The sequence below is a fragment of the Thermococcus sp. genome (assembly GCF_027063845.1).
Lineage (GTDB): Archaea > Methanobacteriota_B > Thermococci > Thermococcales > Thermococcaceae > Thermococcus.
Window position 1 is genome coordinate 1 of the sequence record NZ_JAMOQU010000103.1, and the last position, 19,927, is coordinate 19,927.

Here is a 19,927-nt window from a genome sequence, read left to right on the forward strand (position 1 = left end):
GAAAGAAGAGCAGGATTCACTCAAGCGACGTCATGAGGCTTTCAACGGATTTGCCAATCGTGATTGAGGTGGTTGACAGGGGCTTCAAGATAGAGAAGGCGATATGCGAAATCAAGCCCATGATTAAAGACGGCATGATAACCGTTGAGCCAACCATCGTGGTCTGGGTAGGAACCAAGGAAGAGGTCAAAAAATTTGAGGAAGATGCCGTCCGTGAGGAATAGTTCGGACTTCATCCAATAACTTAATAAGGGCTCAAAACGACTCACCCACAAACTAAAGTTACACTTAGCTCCACGAGCGAGGGGATTAACTATGATGTCGCTGGAGTTCGAGGTCCCCGTGAAAAGGCTCAACAATGTTATGGACGTCATACTTAGGGAGGACTCTAAGCTCCAGTGGGTCTACTACCGCGAGGATACGCAGAGCGTCGTCGTCCGAACAACGGTATCAAGAAACGCTCTACAGACGTTCCTGCTGAGGCTGGCCTCCGCTGTGGACGTGCCAGTAGAAGTCACAATAGTGGATGAGCGAGAAACGGGCAGGGCAATCCACGAGGCGTTCCTCCTAAGAGTGGACGTTTCAGAGGGCTCTTATCCCGTGGTTATACTGCTCCTCTACAACGTCAGCAAATTTTACCCGGATACAATAATAGTTGGCACATCTTCCGATGCCCCTCAGGAACTCGTTGACACCGTGCTTAAATTGACAATCGGCAAGGTCAACCTCCTTGAAACCGAGAAGGTTAGGAGCTCAATCGTTGATGGTGGGCTCTTCATCCAGCTCAGGGCAAACGTGCCCAGCTCCCCCGACAAAGAGATAGTCCTCGTCTGAGCCGTTGGTTAAGTCAGAAGTTTCTTAACCTCTCTCTCCAACTATTCTCGGTGGTCTCGATGCTTCACCACGTCAAGCTGATTTACGCCACGAAAAGCCGGAAGCTCGTTGGCAAGAAAATCGTTCTCGCGATTCCGGGCAGTATAGCCGCTGTCGAGTGCGTCAAGCTCGCGAGAGAGCTCATAAGGCACGGCGCTGAGGTTTACGCGGTGATGAGCGAGAACGCCCAGAAGATAATCCACCCCTACGCTATGGAGTTCGCCACCGGGAATCCTGTCGTGACCGAGATTACGGGCTTCATAGAGCACGTTGAGCTCGCTGGGGACCACGAGAACAAGGCCGACCTGATTCTCGTCTGCCCCGCGACGGCGAACACCATAGGCAAGATAGCCTGTGGCATAGATGACACACCCGTCACAACCGTTGTAACGACCGCCTTCGCCCACACGCCGATTATGATAGCTCCTGCCATGCACTCAACGATGTACGAGCATCCAATAGTCGTTGAGAACATCGAGAAGCTCAAAAAGCTGGGCGTCGAGTTTATCGGCCCCCGCTTCGAGGAGGGGAAAGCCAAGGTCGCTTCGATAGACGAGATAGTCTACCGCGTCATCAGGAAGCTCCACCCCAAGAGCCTCGAGGGGAAGCGCGTTTTAGTTACGGCAGGCGCGACGAGGGAGTACATAGACCCGATTCGCTACATCACCAATGCGAGCAGTGGCAGAATGGGAGTTGCCATAGCCGAAGAGGCGGACTTCAGGGGGGCGGAGGTTACACTCATCAGGACTAAGGGGAGCGTCCCGAGCTTCGTCGAGAACCAGATTGAGGTAGAAACTGTTGAGGAGATGCTGGAGGCGATAGAAAACGAGCTGAAGGCCAGGAAATACGACGTCGTGGTTTTAGCCGCCGCCGTAAGCGACTTCCGCGTTAAGAACAGGGCAGATAAAAAAATCAAGAGCGGAAAGGGCCTTACCCTCGAACTCGAGCCGACGCCGAAAATAATAGACCGCGTTAAAGAGCTTCAGCCAGACGTATTCCTCGTGGGCTTCAAGGCCGAGACAAGCGAGGATAAGCTCATCGAGGAAGCCAGGAAGCAGATTGAGCGCGCGAGGAGCGACCTCGTCGTTGCAAATACCCTCAAAGCGTTCGGAAGCGAGGAAAACGAAGTGTTCCTCGTCACCCGCGATGAGGTTAAGAGACTGCCGAGGATGAACAAGCGCGAGCTTGCCGAGAGGCTCTGGGACGAGGTCGAGCGCCTTATCTAACCCGAATCTTTTTAAGTCCTTTTTCCCACCTTTCTTGATAAAACTTCGTATGGAGGTCGTTGGTATGATGAACCTAAACCAGGCGCTCCCCTACGTTGGGGTGACGCCGTTTCAGCTGATTTCTGTCCTCGCAATTCTCATCGTGGGTTACGTCATTGCGAGAGCCCTCGTTGGGGCCTTCAAACGTGCCCTCAGAAAGACCAAGCTCCCGCCGCTGGTCGTCGAGTTCCTCGGCAGGTTTCTGGCCATTGGCCTCTACCTGATAGTCCTCATCGTGGCCCTGGGGGCCGTTGGAATCTCAATATCTCCCATAATCCTTGGCCTGTCTGCTGTGGTGGGCCTAATCCTCGGCTTCGGCCTGCAGGACACGATGACCAACCTCGCCGCGGGAGTGTGGCTCGCCGCACTGAGGCCTGTTGACATAGGGGAAGTTGTGGATATAGCTGGCAAAACTGGCAAAGTACGTGACATCGGTTTGATGGGAACCGAGCTCTTAACTCCCGACAACACGCTCATAACGATTCCCAACAAGCTCGTCTGGGGGAGCGTCATAACCAACTACACGCGGATGCCCACGAGAAGGGTCAGCGTTGATGTTGGCGTTGCATATGGAACCGACCTTGACAGGGCGATAAAGCTCGCGATGGACCTCATGAAGGGCCACCCGAAGGTTCTCAATGAGCCGGAACCGAGCGTCGTCATAACGGCCCTTGCGGACTCCTCGATAAACCTCCAGCTCAGGGCCTGGACGAAGACCGAGGACTATGGAACCGTTAAAGGAGACCTAACGAGGGGAATCTACGAGCTATACACCCGGGAGGGCATAGAGATTCCGTTCCCACAGCTCGACGTCCACCTGAAGAACGAATGATTTTCGGGTTCTCGCCCGTTTTCTACGTTTTTGTAAACTTTTTCCTTCACTAACCTTTCGTTCTTAACCAAAAGGTTGATAGTGGGGCCGACCCACTACATCCGGTGAGTGCTATGAGGAAGATAGGCCTCGTCGGCGGAACGAGCCCGGAATCAACACTCTACTACTACAAGAAATACCTTGAGATAAGCCGCGAAAAGTTCGGGCCCTACGTTTACCCAGAGCTGATAATCTACTCGATAAACTTCAAGGAGTTTATCCACAACCCGAACGGCTGGGAGGGGAGAAAGGAGATACTCATAAACGCGGCGAAGGCCCTTGAGCGGGCCGGGGCGGAGATAATGGCCCTGACCGCGAATACACCCCACATAGTCTTTCCCGACGTCCAGAAAGCGGTAAACGTCCCGATGGTCAGCATAATAGACGCTCTCATCGAGGAGATGGGAAAGAGGGGGGTTAAAAAGGTTCTCCTACTCGGAACGAAGACAACCATGACCGCGGACTTCTACAAGAACGCCCTCCGCGAGGCAGGCTTTGACGTGGTCACTCCAAGTGAGGAGGAAATCGAGAGGCTCGACAGGATTATCAAGGAGGAGCTCATGTTTGAGAACTTCGCCAGCAGGAACTGGGTGGTCGAGCTAATCAATCGCTACATAGAGAGGGAAGGAATTGAAGGCGTAATCCTCGGCTGCACCGAGCTTCCGCTCATAATCAAGCCTGGCGACGTCAAGGCGGAGGTCTTTGACACCGTTGAAATCCACATGCGGAGGCTCATTGAGGTAGCGAGCGAGTGATTTCATTCTTTTTTCCACACCGCGAACCCCTCAACTACCAGAACGTCCAGTTCAGCTTTTCTAAACGTCCTCAGCGCGTCCTCCGGTGAGCAGACTATCGGCTCGCCGTGCATGTTGAAGCTCGTGTTCAGAACGGCCCCGATGCTGGTTCTTCTCTCGAAGGCCTTAATGACTTCGTAGTAGCTCGGATTTACCTCTTTCCTCACGGCCTGAGGCCTCGTCGTGCCATCCACGTGAACGACCGCTGGAGCGATTTCCCTAAATGCTTCGCTCGCGGTGTAGCTCATCGTCATAAACTCGTTTGGCCGACCTTCAAGGTCTTCGAGGTATTCCCCGGCCTTCTCCCAGAGCAAAGAGGGCGCGAAGGGCTGGAAGACATCCCTTTTGAGCGCCAGATTAAGCCGCTCCTTGACGCTCTCGTCGGATGGATTGGCCAGAATCGAGCGGTTGCCTAAAGCCCTCGGCCCGAACTCCATCGCCCCCTGGAAGAAGCCGACGAGCTTCCCCTCGCTCAGAACGTCGGCAACGAACTTTTCGTCAACCTCCTCAAACTCGAGACTCTCTTTCCTCAGAAACTCCTCAATGTACGCCTTATCGTAGGACGGGCCGAGATAGACGTGTTCAAGCTTGAAGGGCTTCCATTTTCCGTCGAGCCTCTCGAACTGGGCTTTGGCGAAGATTGCCGCGCCAAACGCTAATCCCCCGTCGTCCATCGCGGGGAAGACCCACAGGTTATCGTCCCCGAAGATTTTTCTCAAAACCGCGTTGGCCTTGACGTTTTGGGCCACACCACCTGCGTAAGCTAAAGGAAGGCCCCTAGAGCGGAGCTTAACGCCGAGCTCTTCGAGGAGCTTCTCAAGGTGCCTCTGCGCGCTCGCCGCTATCTCGATGGCCGTCCTCTGGAGCTCGCCGTCGAGCTTCCCGCGCTTCATTTGGTTCGCTATCTCCTTTGCCCTTGAGAGAGGATAACCGAAGAACTCGGCCAGCTTTTTGGTCGCCTCGACGCCGATGACCTTGAGATGGTTTTCAAAGGTCAGTCCGTTGAGCTCGATTATAGCGCTCAAATCGTAGGTCGGCCGTCCGTAGGAGGCAAGGCTCATTACCTTTCCCTCGTGGCGCATTGGCTTGAAGCCCAGAAGCTCCGTAACCGAGGCGTAGAAGTCGCCGAGGGAGTCAATGTAGGTGCTCTGAGCTATCCTGACCATCTCGCCGTCCCTCGCCACGTAAATCGAGGAGCTCAGGCCGTCTCCAGCCGCGTCGATGCTAACAGCTAAAGCTTCGCGCCAGCCCGAGGTGTAGTAAGCTGATGCGGAATGAGCTAAGTGGTGCTCGACGAAGAGTACTTTCCTCTTGAACTCCGGGCCAAAGATGGCCTTCAGCCTCTCCTCAAGCTCCAGAAGTCTCTTCTGCTTCCTGAAAATCCCGGCAACGGCTATTACATCAACGTCCTCTGGGCTTGCCCCAGCCATTTCGAGAACGGTTTTGATGCTGAGCTCTGGAAAGCCCCTGTATTTCTTGACACGGTTTAGGCGCTCCTCGTTGACAGCGAAAATCCTCTCGCCGTCTATCAGAACCGCCCCGGCGTCGTGGCCGTCGTGGACTCCGAGAATCATTTTAGCACCTCCATATCATCAAGGTCCCACACGAAGCCAAGCTCCCTTAACTCTTCTTTGGATTCAACTCTCCTGGCGATTATTCCGAAGTGGAACCCCCATCCGTCCAGACCGATGAGCTTTGACTTCCTATCGAGCCCCTCAAAGACCTTCCTGGCGTCCCTCTCACTCAGGTGCCTCCACTTAACCTCTATCAGGAGGGCCTTCTTCTCAACTTCGTCTATCGCAACGAGGTCAATCTCCTCGCCCTTCCGCCACCACCTGCCAACCCTCGTCGGTTTCAGAGGAAGTTTCTCCCTAATTTTCAGCAGAAACTGTCTGGCAACGTCTTCAAAAATCCTTCCGACGTGTTCATCCAAATCCTTCATGACGAGCCTCGTGAGCATGTCGCCGTTTCCGGTCTCGATTAAATCGGCGTTGGGGTGGACGTATCGGAACCAGAACGAAAAGTAGGGGTCGTCGATGTAGTACCGTCCCTTTCTGCTCTTTTTGCTCTCAGTTACCGGAACTTCCCGCCTCACGATTCCGAGGTTCATCAGAACCGAAAGGTACTTCCCGACCGTCCCCCTCTCGAGGCCTGTCTCGTTCATTATTTCGCCGAGGGTCGTTCTTCCCCTTGCAATCGCCTCGAGAACGGCAAAGTAGAGCCTCGGCCTCTCAAGCTCCTCCCTCAGGACGAACTCGGCGTCGCCGTAGAGGAGGCCCTCCTGTCTGAAGTAGTTCTCGGTGAGGTTCTCCTCAACGCTGAGCCCATCGTCGAACTCAAGAAGGTACGCGGGGGTTCCGCCGAGAATTGAATAGGCCCTCACGAAATCCTCCATTGAAAAATGAGGAAGGAATTCCCTCGCGCTGAAGAAGTCGAGGGGCTTTACCTTCAGCTGGCCGGTTCTCCTGCCGTAAAGCGGACTCTTGTATCCGAGAAGCCCCTCCATCATCGAAACGCTTGAGCCGCTTATTATCAGGTAAAGCTTTCCCTCTGAGAACTTGGTATCCCAGTAGTCCTGAAGAATAGATGGAAGGCTTTTGTTTGAAAGGACGAGGTATGGGAACTCGTCTATTGCCACGATTAACCTTTCTTCCCTGCTTTTTTGATGGAGGTACTCAAATAGAGCATCCCAGTTGCGGAATGGATTTTTGAGAAGGACGTCGTCTCCGAAGTAAGCGGCAATCCTCTCCGAGAACCGCCTGAGGTTCTCAAGCTCGCTCGTTTCCCTCGCGAGGAGGTATATACCCCCGTGTCTCCTCAAAAACTCGGTTATTAGGGCAGTCTTCCCGACCCTTCTCCTTCCGTAGATTACCACGAACTCTGCACTCTCGCTCTCAAGTCTCTTCTCAAGGAGCCCAATTTCCCGCTCCCTATCTATGAACCTGCGAGACAATTTACCCACCAGTAATTTACTTTGCAGTAAATTGTTTAAAAGAGTAGCGGAGGGAAAAAGAATCAGTAGGTCCTCGCGAACCTCGCCACGAACTTCGCTTCCCTTCCGCAGACCGGGCACTTCTTGCCTTCGATGCCTTCCCTGGCTTTCTCCTCAGGGTAGGGCGTTCCGAGCATCTTTGCGTCGAGCTCCTCTTCCATTTTAAGCCCGCACTCCTCGTCACCGCACCAGGGAATCTCGACTATGCCACGCCTGTCCTCGAAGACTGCCTTGGCTTCCTCAATCGTGTCAACGCGCTTGATGTGGCTCTCAAGGAACTCCTTGGCGCGGTTGTAAAGGTTCTCGTGAATCGCGTCGAGGGTCTTCTTCACTTCCTCGACGATTGCATCTCTTTCCACGGTTACCTTCTCGAAGGTGTCGCGCCTCGCGAGGACGGCTTTCCTTCCCTCGACGTCCCTTGGGCCGACCTCTATCCTCAGGGGAACGCCCTTCAGCTCCCAGTCGTAGTACTTCCTTCCAGGCCTTATGTCGCGCTCGTCAACGTGGACGCGGAAGCCAGCCTTCCTCAGCTCCTCCGCTATCTCCCTCGCGTAGGCGAAGACGTCAACATTAGCGTCTTTCTTCGGAATGGGGACTATGACCACCTGAATCGGCGCTATCGTCGGCGGGAGAACCATTCCGCTGTCGTCGCCGTGAACCGCTATAACTGCCGCGAGAAGCCTTTCGCTCATTCCGAAGGTCGTCTGGTGGACGTACTCATGGTCGCCCGTCTCGGTCTCGTACTGGATGTTGTAGGCCTTGGCGAAGTTCTGCTTGTAGTTGTGCATCGTGCCAATCTGGAGCGTCCTCCCGTCGGGCATCATTATTTCCGCTCCCAGTGAGTAGAAAGCTCCGGGGAACTTGTCCCAATCGGGCCTCTTTGAGATGATGTAGGGCAAAGCAAGGAACTTTGCGAGGCGGTCGAATATCTCGAGGTCCTCCTTTATCTGCCTCTCGGCGTCCTCGAAGTCAACGTGAGCTGTATGCGCCTCGAAGAACCTGCTGATTTCCCTAACGCGGATGAGGGGCCTCGTGTGCTTGGTCTCGTAGCGGTAGACGTTGACTATCTGGTAGACCTTGAAGGGCAAATCCGCGTGGGAGCGAATCCAGAGGGAGAACATCGAGTACATAGCAGTCTCACTCGTTGGACGGAGGATGAGCCTCACGTCGAGCGGGTCGAGGCCCGCATGCGTTACCCAGTAGACCTCGTCCTCGAAGCCCTTTATGTGCTCGGCCTCCTTCTGGAACTCGGTCTCAGGAATGAGCGCTGGAAACAGAACCTCCTCGTGGCCAGTTCGGGCCATCTCGGCCCTTATGAAGGCCTCGATGTTGCGCATGATTTTCAGCCCGTACGGAAGCCAGACGTTCATTCCCTTGACGGGGTAGCGCTTGTCGATTATTCCAGCGGTTTCCAAGAGCTCGTTGTACCACTCGCTGAACTCGTTGCTCCACTTCTCACGCTTTACCTTCCCCATCTGCACCACCTAAAGGGAGAACTGGAAGGAGTTTTTAAGCTTTCTCAGGTGGTATTCGCCACTTTGCCAGGAGAAACCTTATTAGGTTCGTTTCGATATGGGTCTTAAGGTGATAGCATGAGGCCTAAGGTGGCCGTCCTCTTCAAGATGAAGAGCAAACCCCTTGAGGAACTCAAGAAATGGGCGGACGTTGACGTTATCCTCTACCCGAGCGTTGAGGAGCTTAAAGAGGTCATCGGCAAATACGATGGGGTGATTATTTCCCCGACAAATCCCCTCCCGAAGGAAGTCCTTGAGAGGGCCGAGAGGCTGAAGGTCATAAGCTGTCATTCAGCGGGCTACGACCACGTTGATATTGAGACCGCAACCAAGAAAGGAATCTACGTTACCAAGGTCTCTGGAGTCCTCAGCGAGGCCGTTGCCGAGTTCGCCGTTGGCCTGACCATAGACCTCCTCAGAAAGATTCCCTACGCGGACAGGTTCCTAAGGGCAGGAAAGTGGGAGTCACACAACACCGTCTGGAGCGGTTTCAAGGGGATTGAGACGGTCTACGGCAAGAAAGTCGGAATCCTCGGAATGGGCGCGATAGGAAAGGCCATAGCGCGGAGAATGAAGGCTATGGGCACGGAGATACTCTACTGGTCGCGCTCGCGGAAGCCAGACATTGAGAATGAAGTGGGTGCGAAGTACCTCCCGCTCGACGAGGTTCTGAAGGAGAGCGACATCGTTATTTTAGCCCTCCCCGCGACCAAGGAGACGTACCACATCATCAACGAGGAGAGGCTGAAGCTCCTTGAGGGGAAGTACCTGGTGAACATCGGGCGTGGAACGCTGGTGGACGAGAAAGCCCTCACAAAGGCCATCGAGGAAAGAAGGCTGAAGGGATACGCTACTGACGTCTTCGAGAACGAACCCGTGCAGGAGCACGAGCTTTTCGACTACGAGTGGGAGACTGTCCTAACGCCCCACTACGCGGGCCTCTCGAAGGAAGCGATGGAGGACATGGGCTTTCAGGCGGTTAGGAACCTCCTAACAGTTCTGCGCGGTGAGGTTCCGGAGACGCTCGTTAACCGTGAAGTCCTGAAGGTTCGTCCGCCCGAGGAGGTAAAGATGCTCTGAGGTGGTTTGAATGGAGTGGAGGGAAAGGCTGAAGGGCCTTCTCGAACCCTACGGCGAGGTTATCGAAACCGAGAAGGGGTTAATCTTCGAGTTCGGCGACGACGAAGGGGACTTCTCCGACAGGCTCGCCTTTGTCATCGAGAAACCTGAGGAGTGGCCGCTGGTGGAAGTTGCGGTAAAGGCGATAGCGGATTTAACCGACCACGACGTCCCTGGGAGGAACCTCTTCGCCTTCGGCTTCGAGCCCGACTTCGAGGGAACGCTCATCAGGCTCGGCATTCTGGATGGGAAGCCCGGGGAAGGGCCGGTAATCGGGGATGTTCCCGAGAAAGTCGTTAAGATAGCGGAGCGCAACGGCATCAAATACCAGCGCGGGGACGGAGAGGGAATCGGCCTTCCAAAGGACTTCACGGAGGAGGACTTTGAGGCCCTGATAAAGCTCGTGGAGGCCGTTGCCTTCGAGTGGTGATGGCATGCTGAAGTACCTCTCCTACTTCGCGGTTGGAATCTTCATCGGCATCCTCGCGGCACTGTTCGGCCTCGGAGGGGGCTTTTTGGTGGTACCCGTTCTCAATTTACTCGGCATTGAGATGCACCACGCGGTCGGAACCTCAAGCGCGGCCGTCGTCTTTACCTCCCTCAGCTCGGCGATAGCTTATTCACGGCAGAAGAGGATACACTACAGGGTCGGCCTCCTGCTGGCCTCGACGGCTGTTATAGGCGCTTACATAGGGGCATGGCTCACCTCGTTCATCAGCGCCTCACAACTAAAGGTCATCTTCGGGTTAGCACTCATCGCCGTTTCTGTAAGGATATACCGCAAGAAGACCGCAGAACCGAGCGAGGTCAGGCTTGAGGACGTTAAGGTGAACTACAAGCTCGTTCCTGTCGGTGGATTCTTTGCGGGAATCGCGAGTGGCCTGCTCGGCGTTGGTGGTGGGATAATCAACGTGCCGTTCCTGACTTACCTAGGCTTACCAATACACTACGCCGTTGCCACATCAAGCTTTGCGATTGTTTTCACTGCTTTAGCAGGAGCGCTCAAGCACTACGCGATGGGCAACGTGGAAACGCAGTGGCTCGTCCTCCTCGTTCCTGGCCTTATAATCGGGGCCCAGCTCGGGGCGGGGATAGCAAGGAGGACGAAGGCGAGCAGTCTAAAGAAGACCTTCGCCATCGTGATGTTTCTCCTGGCCCTGAGGATGATTCTGAAGGGCCTCGGCTTTGGAATCCCGTGAGGTTTTTAAGAAACCCCCTCAACCTTTTCCCATGCTCCAGTACCTCCTTGATTTTGTACTCGGCCTCGGCATTGGATTTATAGCGGGTCTCCTCGGTGTCGGGGGTGGCTTCCTGATAGTGCCGACCCTCGTCCTCCTCGGCGAGCCGATACATCTCGCTATAGGCACAAGTTTAACATGCATAGTCCTCAGCTCTCTTTCTGCTTCAATAACGCACATTCGGAGGGGTGCCGTCCTCTACCGCGTCGTTCTCCTGAAGGAGATTTTTTCCGTCCCCTTCGCGGTTCTTGGTGCTTACCTCTCATCCAGACTCCCTGAGAGGGGGCTCAGGCTGGTCTTCGCGTTCCTTCTCCTTTACCTCGCCTATACAATGGCCAGGAAGAAATGCAGACCTCACGACGAAGAGGGCGCGGTTCACTACTCCCGCGTTCCGGTTGTGGGAATCCTTTCGGGCCTTGTGAGCGGGCTCTTGGGCATAAGCGGCGGCGTTCTCAACGTTCCGCTCTTCCACACCTTCGTGGGCATACCTATGAGGTACGCCGTTGGAACCTCGAGCTTTGCCCTCTTTTTCACGGCCTTGGCCGGAGCCTTCGAGCACTACCGCCTCGGACAGGTTGATTTACACATGGCCTTCCTCCTCGCCCCGGGGCTCATAATCGGGGGCAGGCTCGGTGCCTTAACGGCCCACAGAGTTCACCCCAAAACCCTCAGGAGGGCCTTTGCGGGAGTTCTAATCCTGGTCGCGCTCAAGATGCTCCTGTGAAGGTTTATTAACTCCGGCATTAAGTCCCAGCGGTGGAAGCTATGGAGGAGCTCGTGGAAAAGGTTCGCGAGAAGTTCGACCTTGAGGTTAAAGATATGGCCGACGCCTGGAGGCTCGTTGAGTGGCTTGAGGAAAAGGAGTGGGTCATCTACATCATAACGGCCAAGGACAGAAAGCAGGTCGATGCATGGCACCCGCGCTACGGAACGCTCTTCGCCCAGTTCGGGGAGGTTCCGAACTTTGGAAGCATTTTAGAGGGTATTTTGACCGTTGCACTATTAGCCAGAGAGCTTGAGGAAAAAGGAACGATTTGAAACGCGCGTTTCAGCGAAGTCCTCAAATATGTCAAACCCGTAGTGCCAATCGGTGATTTCGATGGTGAGCGCGAAGTTGGGGGCGTTTGCCCTCGTCCTGTTGCTGATTGGAAGTGCCGTCCCAGTGGCCCTGGCCGAGGGCAACACCACCGCAGACCAGGGGTACGGGCCCTCCACGGACGACGGCTCCAGAGAAAAGGCCATAGCTGGCCAGCTGATTAGCCAGCTCCAGAGGCTCAGCGGGTTCGCAGAAAAGAGGATAGGGCCAATAAAAGACAAGTTACCTGAGAACTCAACGATACTGACCCACTACAAACTCGCCGAGGAATACAAGGAAAGGGCGGTAAGTGAATACGAAGCTGGCGACTATTATAATTCGATACTGGATGGCCTCACCGCCATGCACCACTACAGGATTGCCCTCTCTGCCCTCAAGGAAACCAGAGACAAGGTCAAAACGGCAAGAGAACGCATGAGGCTTGAGACCGAGCGCATGATGGAGTACTTCAGGTTCGTCGAGAAGACCATAAGACTGGCGGAAAACCAGGGGATAGACGTAAGCAACCTGACCATTCTCTACAAGGAGACAAAGGATGCCTACGAAAAGGTGATGTGTGACCTCAAAGCCAGAGATTACGAGAAGGCAAAAGAGGACTATGAAATCGCCAGAGAGAAGAAAGCCCTCCTTGACGAAGAACTGAGAGAGGTTCGCGAACAGCTCGCCTACGCAAACGCCGACAAAATCGTCAGGGACTTCCTGATTAAGGGAGAGAAGGAGATGGAGATGGCCCAGAAGGCAATAGAGATTGGCATGGAGAAAGGCTACAACGTAACGGAGCTCCAGGAGAGGCTCAACGCCTTCTCAGAGGTTTACGAGGAAGTCACGACTCTCGCCAATGATGGCAGGTGGGAGGACGCCCTCACCGTCCTGAAGGACAACAGGCAAACCATAGCCGAGTTCCACAGGGCCGTTAGGTTCATACTCAAAAAGGTTCGCGAGAGGGAGCTCGATGGCAAGCTTAAGGACGTCCGCGCATTCCTCAGGGAGATGAACGACAGGATTGGAAAGGACAGAAAGGCCCTGATGGAGCTCAAGAAGAGGGGCATCAAAACTACGAGGGCCGAGGTTCAGCTAAGGGTTGCGGTTCAGGAGCTGAAGGTTGGTGTTGAACTCCTCAGGGCGAAAAAACCCATCCAAGCCAAGGCCCACTTTGCGGTGGCACTGGACATGCTCCACAGGGTGGAAGACTTCATACTCGCCCACTCCTGACCTTTCTTTTTCACAGGGAGGGGGTCAAATGGGGCTCAGAGAGGTTGCGGTCACACTCATTGTTGCCCTAACTCTTCTGCAGGGGGTTAGTGCTTACACCGTTTCATCGCTGGTTTTGGTTGTTTACAGCGACGGTTATGTAAAGGTAGAGTACGAGCTCCTGCCCGAGGAATACTCCACCCAGATTGAACTTCCCCTTCTCGGGGACCATTACGAAAACGTCATCGTTGAGGATGAAGACGGGAACCCCCTGGATTTCAGGCTTGAGAACGGAACCCTCTTCATTTATCAAGGAAACGCCGAGTTGGTTAGGGTCTCGTACTACACCCCAGACCTGACATCCAAGAGTGGAATAGTATGGACAGTTAACGTATCCACAGAGGTTCCCTTCGACGTCGTTCTCCCCAACGACACTATCATAGTTGATTTGAGCGATATACCGCTCCAGATAAACGGAACGGCTATAACGATGCCCCCAGGAAATCAGAGCGTCTCCTACATCATCGAAGACCACCAGAGCTTTCCTTCAGAGGAAAGCAATGAGAACAGCGACTTAAGGCCTCTCTATGCCCTTAGTGGGGCCGTTCTCGTTGCATTGGGAGTGTTCGTGTGGTGGAGGAGTAGACGACAAAATGGTGAAGATGAAGAAGACGGGGCGAACGTCATCGAGAGGGCCCTTGAAAGCGACGAGCTGAGGGAGGAAGAAAAGCTCGCGCTGAAGTACCTGCTGGAGCACGGCGGACGGGCCAGTCAGGCAGAGATAAGGGACGCGCTCGGAATTCCGAAGACCACCGCATGGAGAATGTTCAGGCGCCTCGAAGAGAGGGGGCTCGTTAGAATCATCCGGGGGAGGAAAGAGAACTGGGTGGAGATAAGACGTTAGAGAAAATGTTATATCCCCTTTATTCCCAATTCTATCCGCCTGAAATCGAAAGGAACCTGCGGAAACGTTTTAAGTCATTCGTCCCACCGCTTCCCTAATTAGGGATGAGCCGTAACCTAAAGCGGTGATAATGGTGAGGAGAATCGCGTTCATGATTATCGGGATACTGCTCGTCTCACTTGTTCCGGCAGTCGGAGGGGTTAGCTCTGAGACCGTCTTCGCTTCAACACGAGCAAACGGACTGCTCCTTGCATTGGACAGGCTCGCCAACTACACTCACTCCATTAACTGCACCTCCGAGCAGGCCGACGCCCTTCGTGAAAAGGCCTGGGAGCTCTACAGGGCCGAAAAGTACAACGAGACAATTAAAGAGGCAATACTGGCAATGCACCTTTACCGTATGGCAATAAAGGTCTGTCAGGTTGGGGGAGAGGAATTGGCGGAGAAAACCGACTGGATTTCAATCGCTGAAACAGAAGTGGCCATCGCTGGGAACGTTCTGGAATATGCCAGGAAGCTAATTGAATCGGGCGAGCTGAGCGGAGAGGAGCTGAGGGAACTCGAAGCCGAGTACAACCAAACTCTCTGGGTCTACGAGGGACTGAAAGAATCCCTTGAAGAGAACGATACTCAGGACATAGTTCACAAGGTGGCGTTCCTTCGGACGTCGAGGCTGAAGCTCGAGAAGGCCCTCAACAAGGTGGTTCACAACTCAGTCAGGGCAAAAGCCAAGCTCCTGGGACAGGCTCAGCTACGCAGGATTGATGAGCTTATCGAAATGGGCGCTAACGCAACCGAACTCCTAATCCTAAGGGCAGAGCTCGAGAACGCAATCAAGAATGGAAACAGTGAAGAGGTTCTTCGGTTGCTCGGGGAAATCCCCAAGGTCTTGGTGGAACTGGAGAGGAGGGGCAAAATACGGGGAATTACCCACACAATCCCAGGACGTCCATCGTTCCCTGGAAGTTCCGTTGAAGGCGTTCCAAATACGCCACCAAAGAAGGCCCCGAGAAAAGGTTCGGGAGGCAAGAGATAACGTGGCCGGAGGGAACACCGTGAAAGGTTACTTGGCACTGGTGCTTTTGTTCCTTACACTTCCCATAGCCCTTGGACAGGCAACGGTTGAAACCGTTTTAGTTGAAGTGTACGATAGCGGATACGCCAAGGTAATCGAAGCGGCGACTCCCTCGAACTATTCAGTGGCCATTGAAATTCCACTTCTGAGTGAAGACATCACGGGGCTCTCTGTGTTCGATGAGAATGAAAATCCCCTCCTCTTCGAGAAGAACGGGAGCGTTCTCACTGTTTATGTCCTTAATTCGACGACTAAAATTATTGTCACGTACTTTACGGCCTCGCTGACCTCAAAAGAGGGGGAACTCTGGAACCTGACATACGTCTTCCCATACCCCGTTACGATAAAGCTCCCCCCAGGGGCCATGGTCGTTGATTTAAGCGATGTTCCCCTCAAGATAACCTCCGACACAATAACCATGCCTCCGGGAAACCAGAGCGTTTCCTACATCTTACCCCTCCCAGTTACCACGACACCATCTCAATCCCCAACATCAACCACATCGACCACGACAACGAGGGCATCAAGCTCGGATACACAATCAACGACTTCTTCAATTCCAGTTAGTACAGTTCCGAGCATGCCTACTTTAAGTTCCCCAGCGACGACCTCCAAGAGCACCGCTCCCGAGAATCTGACCACATCAACGCCCTCCAGCCGGGGAGGTTTACCATTGCTCCCAATGCTCGGCATCCTGGCGGTTATTGGCATCCCAGCAGTCGCATACTGGACTAAGAAGAGGAGAAACCCTGGGAACCTGCCCCTTTCAAGGGAAGAATTTAGAGAAAAGCTCGAAGCGATGGGTCTCACCGACGAGGAAATCAATGCGCTCCTTTACGTCTATGACCAGGGCGGAAAGGCCAAGCAGGCCGACGTCAGGAAAGCCCTCGGGATTCCCAAAACGACAGCATGGAGAATGTTCAAGCGCCTTGAGGAGAAGGGACTCGTGCGGGTTTACAAGAGGGGAAAGGAGAACTGGGTGGAGCTGGTGTTTTAGCGACGCCAGCTTCTCTGGAACCCTTTCTGCTTTTATGAAAAGTTGTTGGCCAGGTAATACCCGCGCTATAACTTTTGTCGTTGACCTCCAGAAGCACAATGCCGTTTGAAGAGTGAAAGAGCACAAACAAAAGGCAGAAAAGAAAAAGAGACTCACCTAATCCTCGCGCCGAGCTTTACCTCCTTGTCGGGCATGAGCAGGGCGACGTTCTCGCCGTCATCAGCGGCCAGAAGCATTCCCTGGCTCTCTACTCCCCTGAGCTTCTTGGGCTCAAGGTTCGCTATGATGACGACGGTCTTGTTTAGGAGCTCTTCGGGCTTGTAGTACTTCTTAAGGCCAGCCACCAGCTGTCTGACCTCGTCGCCCAAATCAACCTTGACCACGTAGAGCCTGTCGGCGTTCGGGTGGTCCTTGACCTCGATTATCTTTCCAACGCGGAGGTCGAGCTTCGCGAAGTCGTCAAAGCTGACGTACTCCATGCTTTCACCACCTTTTTCCTTCTTTACCTTCTCCTTCTTGGAGGCCTTTTCGGCCTTCTCAGACTTGGCCTCGATTTCATCCCCGTAAATGCTCTTAAGGATTGCCACCGCCTCTTCCCTGCGCTTTTCGCCGAACTTTTCGAGGGTCACCTTCACAACGTCATCCTTCTTGTAGTACTTGTCGAGGAGTAGCCTGGCGCTCTCCGGGTTGCCCCTGGTTATGTAGTTGACGATGAAGTAGATTATGTCCTCGTCGGTGACCTTCCTGAACATCGGCGTTGCCTTCCTGACGCGGTGTCCCGCGGGAATCTCGGTGAACTCCCAGCGCTTCAGCTCTTCGAGGTTGAGCAGGTGCCATATCTTCTCGCTGGCATCGGGCAGGAACGGCTCAAGGAGGATTCCGAGGGCCTTAACTATCTGGAGCGAGACGTTGACCGTTGTGGCCGTCCTCTCGCGGTCGGTCTTTGCCGTCTTCCAGGGCCTCTGGTGGTCGAAGTAGCGGTTGCCGAAGATGGCCAGCTCCATGACCCTTCTGAGGGCATCCTTGAAGCGGTACTGGCTTATGAGCTCGCCGACCTCCTCGAAGGCCCTCTCAATCTCTTCGAAGGCCTGTTTGTCCAGCTCGTTCAGCTCGCCCCTCTCAGGCACGATTCCGTCGAAGTAGCGGTTCACGAAAGTGAGAGCGCGGTGCACGAAGTTTCCGAGGTTGTTCACCAGCTCCTCGTTTATCTTCACCTTGAAGTCGGCGAAGCTGAAGTCGCTATCGCGAGTTTCGGGCATTATCGCGGTGAGGTAGTAGCGCAGGTAGTCTGCTGGAAAAGCGTCGAGGAACTCGTGAACCCAGATGGCCCAGTTTCTGCTCGTTGAGAACTTTTTGCCCTCGAGGTTGAGGTACTCGTTGGCGGGAATGTCGTATGGGAGATTCCACTCGGCTTCGACTTCCTCGTCCTTATACTTGCCGTAGGCCATCAGGAAGGCGGGCCAAAATATCGCGTGGAAGGGTATGTTGTCCTTGCCGATGAAGTGTATTACTCTGGTCTCGCCGTCGAGGTTAAGCCAGAACTTCTTCCACTCCTTCTCCTTTCCAGCCCTCTTGAGGGCCTCGATTGTTATGGAGATGTATCCTATTGGTGCCTCAAACCAGACGTAGAGCACCTTGCCCTTGACGTCTTCGTCGTCCAGAGGGACTGGAATTCCCCAGTCGAGGTCGCGTGTGATGGCCCTCTCCTCCAGCCCCTCGTTAATCCAGCCGAGGACGGTGTTCTTGACGTTGGGCTTCCAGGGCCTGCTCTCAACCCACTTCTTGAGCTTCTCCTCGAAGTCCTGCATTTTGATGTAGTAGTGAGCTGAATCCTTGAAGGTTATCGGGTTGCCACAGATGTTACAGCGCGGGTTGATGAGGATTTCCGGCGTTAACGGCCTTCCGCAGACCTCACACTGGTCGCCACGCTGGTTTTCGGCACCGCAATAAGGGCAGGTTCCGATGACGTACCTATCGGGCAGGAACATCTTGTCGTGCTCGCAGTAGGCCTGCTTGGTGACCTTCTTAACGAGGTGGCCGTTTTCCAGGGCCTTTAAGAAGAACTCCTGGCTCACGCGGTAGTGAACGGGCAACTCCGTCCTTCCGAAGTAATCGAAGCTTATCTTAGCCCTCTCGAAGGTCGTCTTTATGTGCTCGTGGAACTCGTCAACGATTTCCCTCGGGCTCCTGCCTTCCTTGAGCGCGCGGAAGGTTATCGGCGTGCCGTGCTCGTCGGTTCCGCAGATGAAGAGCACTTCTTCGCCCTTGAGCCTCAGGTAGCGAACGAATATATCGGCCGGCAGATACGCTCCCGCCAGGTGGCCCGCGTGAATCGGCCCGTTCGCGTAAGGGAGTGCCGAGGTCACCATGTAGCGCACCATTTCAACCACCGTTGGCCGTTGTTTCTGGCGCTTATAAGGCCTGCGGGTTTTAAGCATTACGGTGGGTTATTAAGTTATAGGCTAAATATGTATAGTCTGATATAAAACCAGCTGGTGTCGTTTCCGCTGGTATTATCAGGATGAGAGCGGACAGAGCATCGAAGGGCCCCGTCATAGTGGAAAATTCAAAACGAGCGGGCGGAAGAAGCTGTTGGAAATCGGATTTTGCAAATCTCAAAATGCAACATAATGTTTCAGAATTTTAGTTAAAATGTTACAGAATTTTTTCGAAGTGAATAGATTAGATACGAGCGAAGAGCTTTCCATTGGAACCCTAATGGGGTCCACTCATTCCGCCAGACAAAACCAAAACTGCTTCAAAACTTGTATCAAAGCACTCTCATGAGTCTGGAAATCCCACCGGTGCCCCCGTGTCAGGCATGAGAACGATACCCCAATCCCCGCGAGGGACAACGTGACGGTCAGCACGACCGAGCCGTGGTAAACGCAGGTTTCCAGAAAGGCTTAAATATTCCGGCGTTCTTATTTCTCCACTGGACGAAAGGGCGAGTTTCGCGCCCTGTTGCAATAAGACTCGAAGAGAATTGAAAGTTAGTAGCCCTCCAGCTCAACCTTCGAGAACGGCGGGTTGCAATAAGACTCGAAGAGAATTGAAAGGAGGATAAAGATGGAAAGGAAGTAAACCCCTGTGGGTTGCAATAAGACTCGAAGAGAATTGAAAGCAGGCCTGAGACCATGCCACGTTAAGAGGCTCTCCCGTTGCAATAAGACTCGAAGAGAATTGAAAGTTCTTCTTCCCTATTCTCATTTCGCCATCCCTCCTAGTTGCAATAAGACTCGAAGAGAATTGAAAGATAGACTGAAGCCCACACCAGGAGGCCTGGAATCGTGGTTGCAATAAGACTCGAAGAGAATTGAAAGTGGGGCCTCATCATCTGGCTTGGGCTTCCGATATTGGTTGCAATAAGACTCGAAGAGAATTGAAAGGAAAGGCATCTTTGGTAACTCGGATTGGATCATCGGTGTTGCAATAAGACTCGAAGAGAATTGAAAGCGAAAGTGGGTATTTCGGGAGTGGAAGTCTCTAAGGTGTTGCAATAAGACTCGAAGAGAATTGAAAGTATCACCTCCTCAACTGTTGCGGCTGAGAGATGAAGGTTGCAATAAGACTCGAAGAGAATTGAAAGTGGGCTGGGCGAGAAGGCCGAGCTTCCGGAATCAGTACGAGTTGCAATAAGACTCGAAGAGAATTGAAAGTGTTAGGGCTGTTGAGGACCTCCTCGACGACATGGATGTTGCAATAAGACTCGAAGAGAATTGAAAGTCGGAAACATCTTCTTTGAGAGCAAGTAACCCATATCGTTGCAATAAGACTCGAAGAGAATTGAAAGGGTGTTTAAAGATAAAGGCCGCTTCGTCGTCGTAAATCGTTGCAATAAGACTCTAAGAGAATTGAAAGGGGAGAATGGAATGAGGTTGTGGTATCTTGGGGGGTTGCAATAAGACTCTAAGAGAAGAGAATTGAAAGTTTTAAGTCATCATCATTCTCTGCCTCGATGATTTCGTTGCAATAAGACTCTAAGAGAATTGAAAGAT

18 protein-coding genes and 1 CRISPR repeat array (1 of these 19 cut by a window edge) are annotated in these 19,927 nt (G+C 53.6%); of the genes, 14 read left to right on the forward strand and 4 right to left on the reverse strand.

What is annotated here, in order from left to right:
* The 5 genes from MVO87_RS08125 to MVO87_RS08145 form a co-directional block, all read left to right on the forward strand.
* Window positions 1–224: DUF190 domain-containing protein (locus tag MVO87_RS08125; protein WP_297552853.1), on the forward strand; the 224-nt coding region annotated here is incomplete at its 5' end.
* 91 nt (window positions 225–315) lie between these two features.
* Window positions 316–834 (forward strand): hypothetical protein, encoded by a 519-nt coding sequence (locus tag MVO87_RS08130; protein ID WP_297515399.1) that lies wholly within the window; start codon window positions 316–318, stop codon window positions 832–834.
* A gap of 59 nt (window positions 835–893) precedes the next feature.
* Window positions 894–2,099: a bifunctional phosphopantothenoylcysteine decarboxylase/phosphopantothenate--cysteine ligase CoaBC gene (coaBC, locus tag MVO87_RS08135; RefSeq protein WP_297515464.1), complete on the forward strand. Its 1,206-nt coding sequence runs from the start codon at window positions 894–896 to the stop codon at window positions 2,097–2,099.
* 64 nt (window positions 2,100–2,163) lie between these two features.
* Window positions 2,164–2,970, forward strand: coding sequence for a mechanosensitive ion channel family protein (locus MVO87_RS08140; protein ID WP_297515461.1), 807 nt, complete (start codon window positions 2,164–2,166; stop codon window positions 2,968–2,970).
* Between the two features lie 113 nt (window positions 2,971–3,083).
* A complete protein-coding gene (locus tag MVO87_RS08145; RefSeq protein WP_297515457.1) occupies window positions 3,084–3,764 on the forward strand; it encodes an aspartate/glutamate racemase family protein in 681 nt (226 codons plus the stop codon).
* A gap of 2 nt (window positions 3,765–3,766) precedes the next feature.
* On the opposite strand, the gene MVO87_RS08150 is transcribed toward MVO87_RS08145, so the two are convergent.
* The 3 genes from MVO87_RS08150 to proS form a co-directional block, all read right to left on the reverse strand.
* On the reverse strand, window positions 3,767–5,377 hold the full coding sequence (locus tag MVO87_RS08150) for a carbamoyltransferase family protein (RefSeq protein ID WP_297552855.1): 1,611 nt from the start codon (window positions 5,375–5,377) through the stop codon (window positions 3,767–3,769).
* Complete coding sequence (locus MVO87_RS08155; protein ID WP_297552874.1) at window positions 5,374–6,756, reverse strand: ATP-binding protein; 1,383 nt, start codon at window positions 6,754–6,756, stop codon at window positions 5,374–5,376. The genes MVO87_RS08150 and MVO87_RS08155 overlap by 4 nt, the downstream gene beginning before the upstream one ends.
* Window positions 6,757–6,818: 62 nt before the next feature.
* Window positions 6,819–8,270 (reverse strand): proline--tRNA ligase, encoded by a 1,452-nt coding sequence (gene proS / locus MVO87_RS08160; RefSeq protein WP_297515454.1) that lies wholly within the window; start codon window positions 8,268–8,270, stop codon window positions 6,819–6,821.
* 117 nt (window positions 8,271–8,387) lie between these two features.
* Here proS and MVO87_RS08165 point away from each other — a divergent pair, with 117 nt between their 5' ends.
* The 9 genes from MVO87_RS08165 (at window position 8,388) to MVO87_RS08205 (ending at window position 15,929) form a co-directional block, all read left to right on the forward strand.
* The gene (locus MVO87_RS08165) at window positions 8,388–9,389 is read left to right on the forward strand and encodes a 2-hydroxyacid dehydrogenase (protein ID WP_297515389.1); all 1,002 of its coding nucleotides are present in this window, start codon (window positions 8,388–8,390) and stop codon (window positions 9,387–9,389) included.
* Between the two features lie 10 nt (window positions 9,390–9,399).
* Complete coding sequence (locus tag MVO87_RS08170; RefSeq protein WP_297515387.1) at window positions 9,400–9,858, forward strand: hypothetical protein; 459 nt, start codon at window positions 9,400–9,402, stop codon at window positions 9,856–9,858.
* Window positions 9,859–9,862: 4 nt separating this feature from the next.
* Entirely contained in the window at window positions 9,863–10,627 is a 765-nt protein-coding gene (locus tag MVO87_RS08175; protein ID WP_297515384.1) for a sulfite exporter TauE/SafE family protein, read from the forward strand.
* A gap of 31 nt (window positions 10,628–10,658) precedes the next feature.
* Window positions 10,659–11,390, forward strand: a complete 732-nt coding sequence (locus MVO87_RS08180) for a sulfite exporter TauE/SafE family protein (protein WP_297515379.1) — start codon at window positions 10,659–10,661, stop codon at window positions 11,388–11,390.
* 41 nt (window positions 11,391–11,431) lie between these two features.
* A complete protein-coding gene (locus tag MVO87_RS08185; protein WP_297515451.1) occupies window positions 11,432–11,704 on the forward strand; it encodes a hypothetical protein in 273 nt (90 codons plus the stop codon).
* Between the two features lie 61 nt (window positions 11,705–11,765).
* The gene (locus MVO87_RS08190; protein ID WP_297515375.1) at window positions 11,766–12,974 is read left to right on the forward strand and encodes a hypothetical protein; all 1,209 of its coding nucleotides are present in this window, start codon (window positions 11,766–11,768) and stop codon (window positions 12,972–12,974) included.
* A 28-nt stretch (window positions 12,975–13,002) separates the two neighbouring features.
* Window positions 13,003–13,857 carry a helix-turn-helix transcriptional regulator gene (locus tag MVO87_RS08195; protein ID WP_297515370.1) on the forward strand — a complete coding sequence of 285 codons (855 nt, stop codon included), beginning with the start codon at window positions 13,003–13,005 and terminating at the stop codon, window positions 13,855–13,857.
* 133 nt (window positions 13,858–13,990) lie between these two features.
* Window positions 13,991–14,893, forward strand: coding sequence for a hypothetical protein (locus MVO87_RS08200; RefSeq protein ID WP_297515367.1), 903 nt, complete (start codon window positions 13,991–13,993; stop codon window positions 14,891–14,893).
* Window positions 14,894–14,912: 19 nt separating this feature from the next.
* Window positions 14,913–15,929: a helix-turn-helix transcriptional regulator gene (locus MVO87_RS08205; protein ID WP_297515364.1), complete on the forward strand. Its 1,017-nt coding sequence runs from the start codon at window positions 14,913–14,915 to the stop codon at window positions 15,927–15,929.
* A 152-nt stretch (window positions 15,930–16,081) separates the two neighbouring features.
* Here MVO87_RS08205 and metG read toward each other — a convergent pair whose 3' ends face one another.
* Complete coding sequence (metG, locus tag MVO87_RS08210; RefSeq protein ID WP_297552876.1) at window positions 16,082–18,310, reverse strand: methionine--tRNA ligase; 2,229 nt, start codon at window positions 18,308–18,310, stop codon at window positions 16,082–16,084.
* Between the two features lie 582 nt (window positions 18,311–18,892).
* Window positions 18,893–19,927: a CRISPR direct-repeat array (repeat unit 30 nt; unit sequence GTTGCAATAAGACTCGAAGAGAATTGAAAG) (it continues 131 nt past the right edge of the window).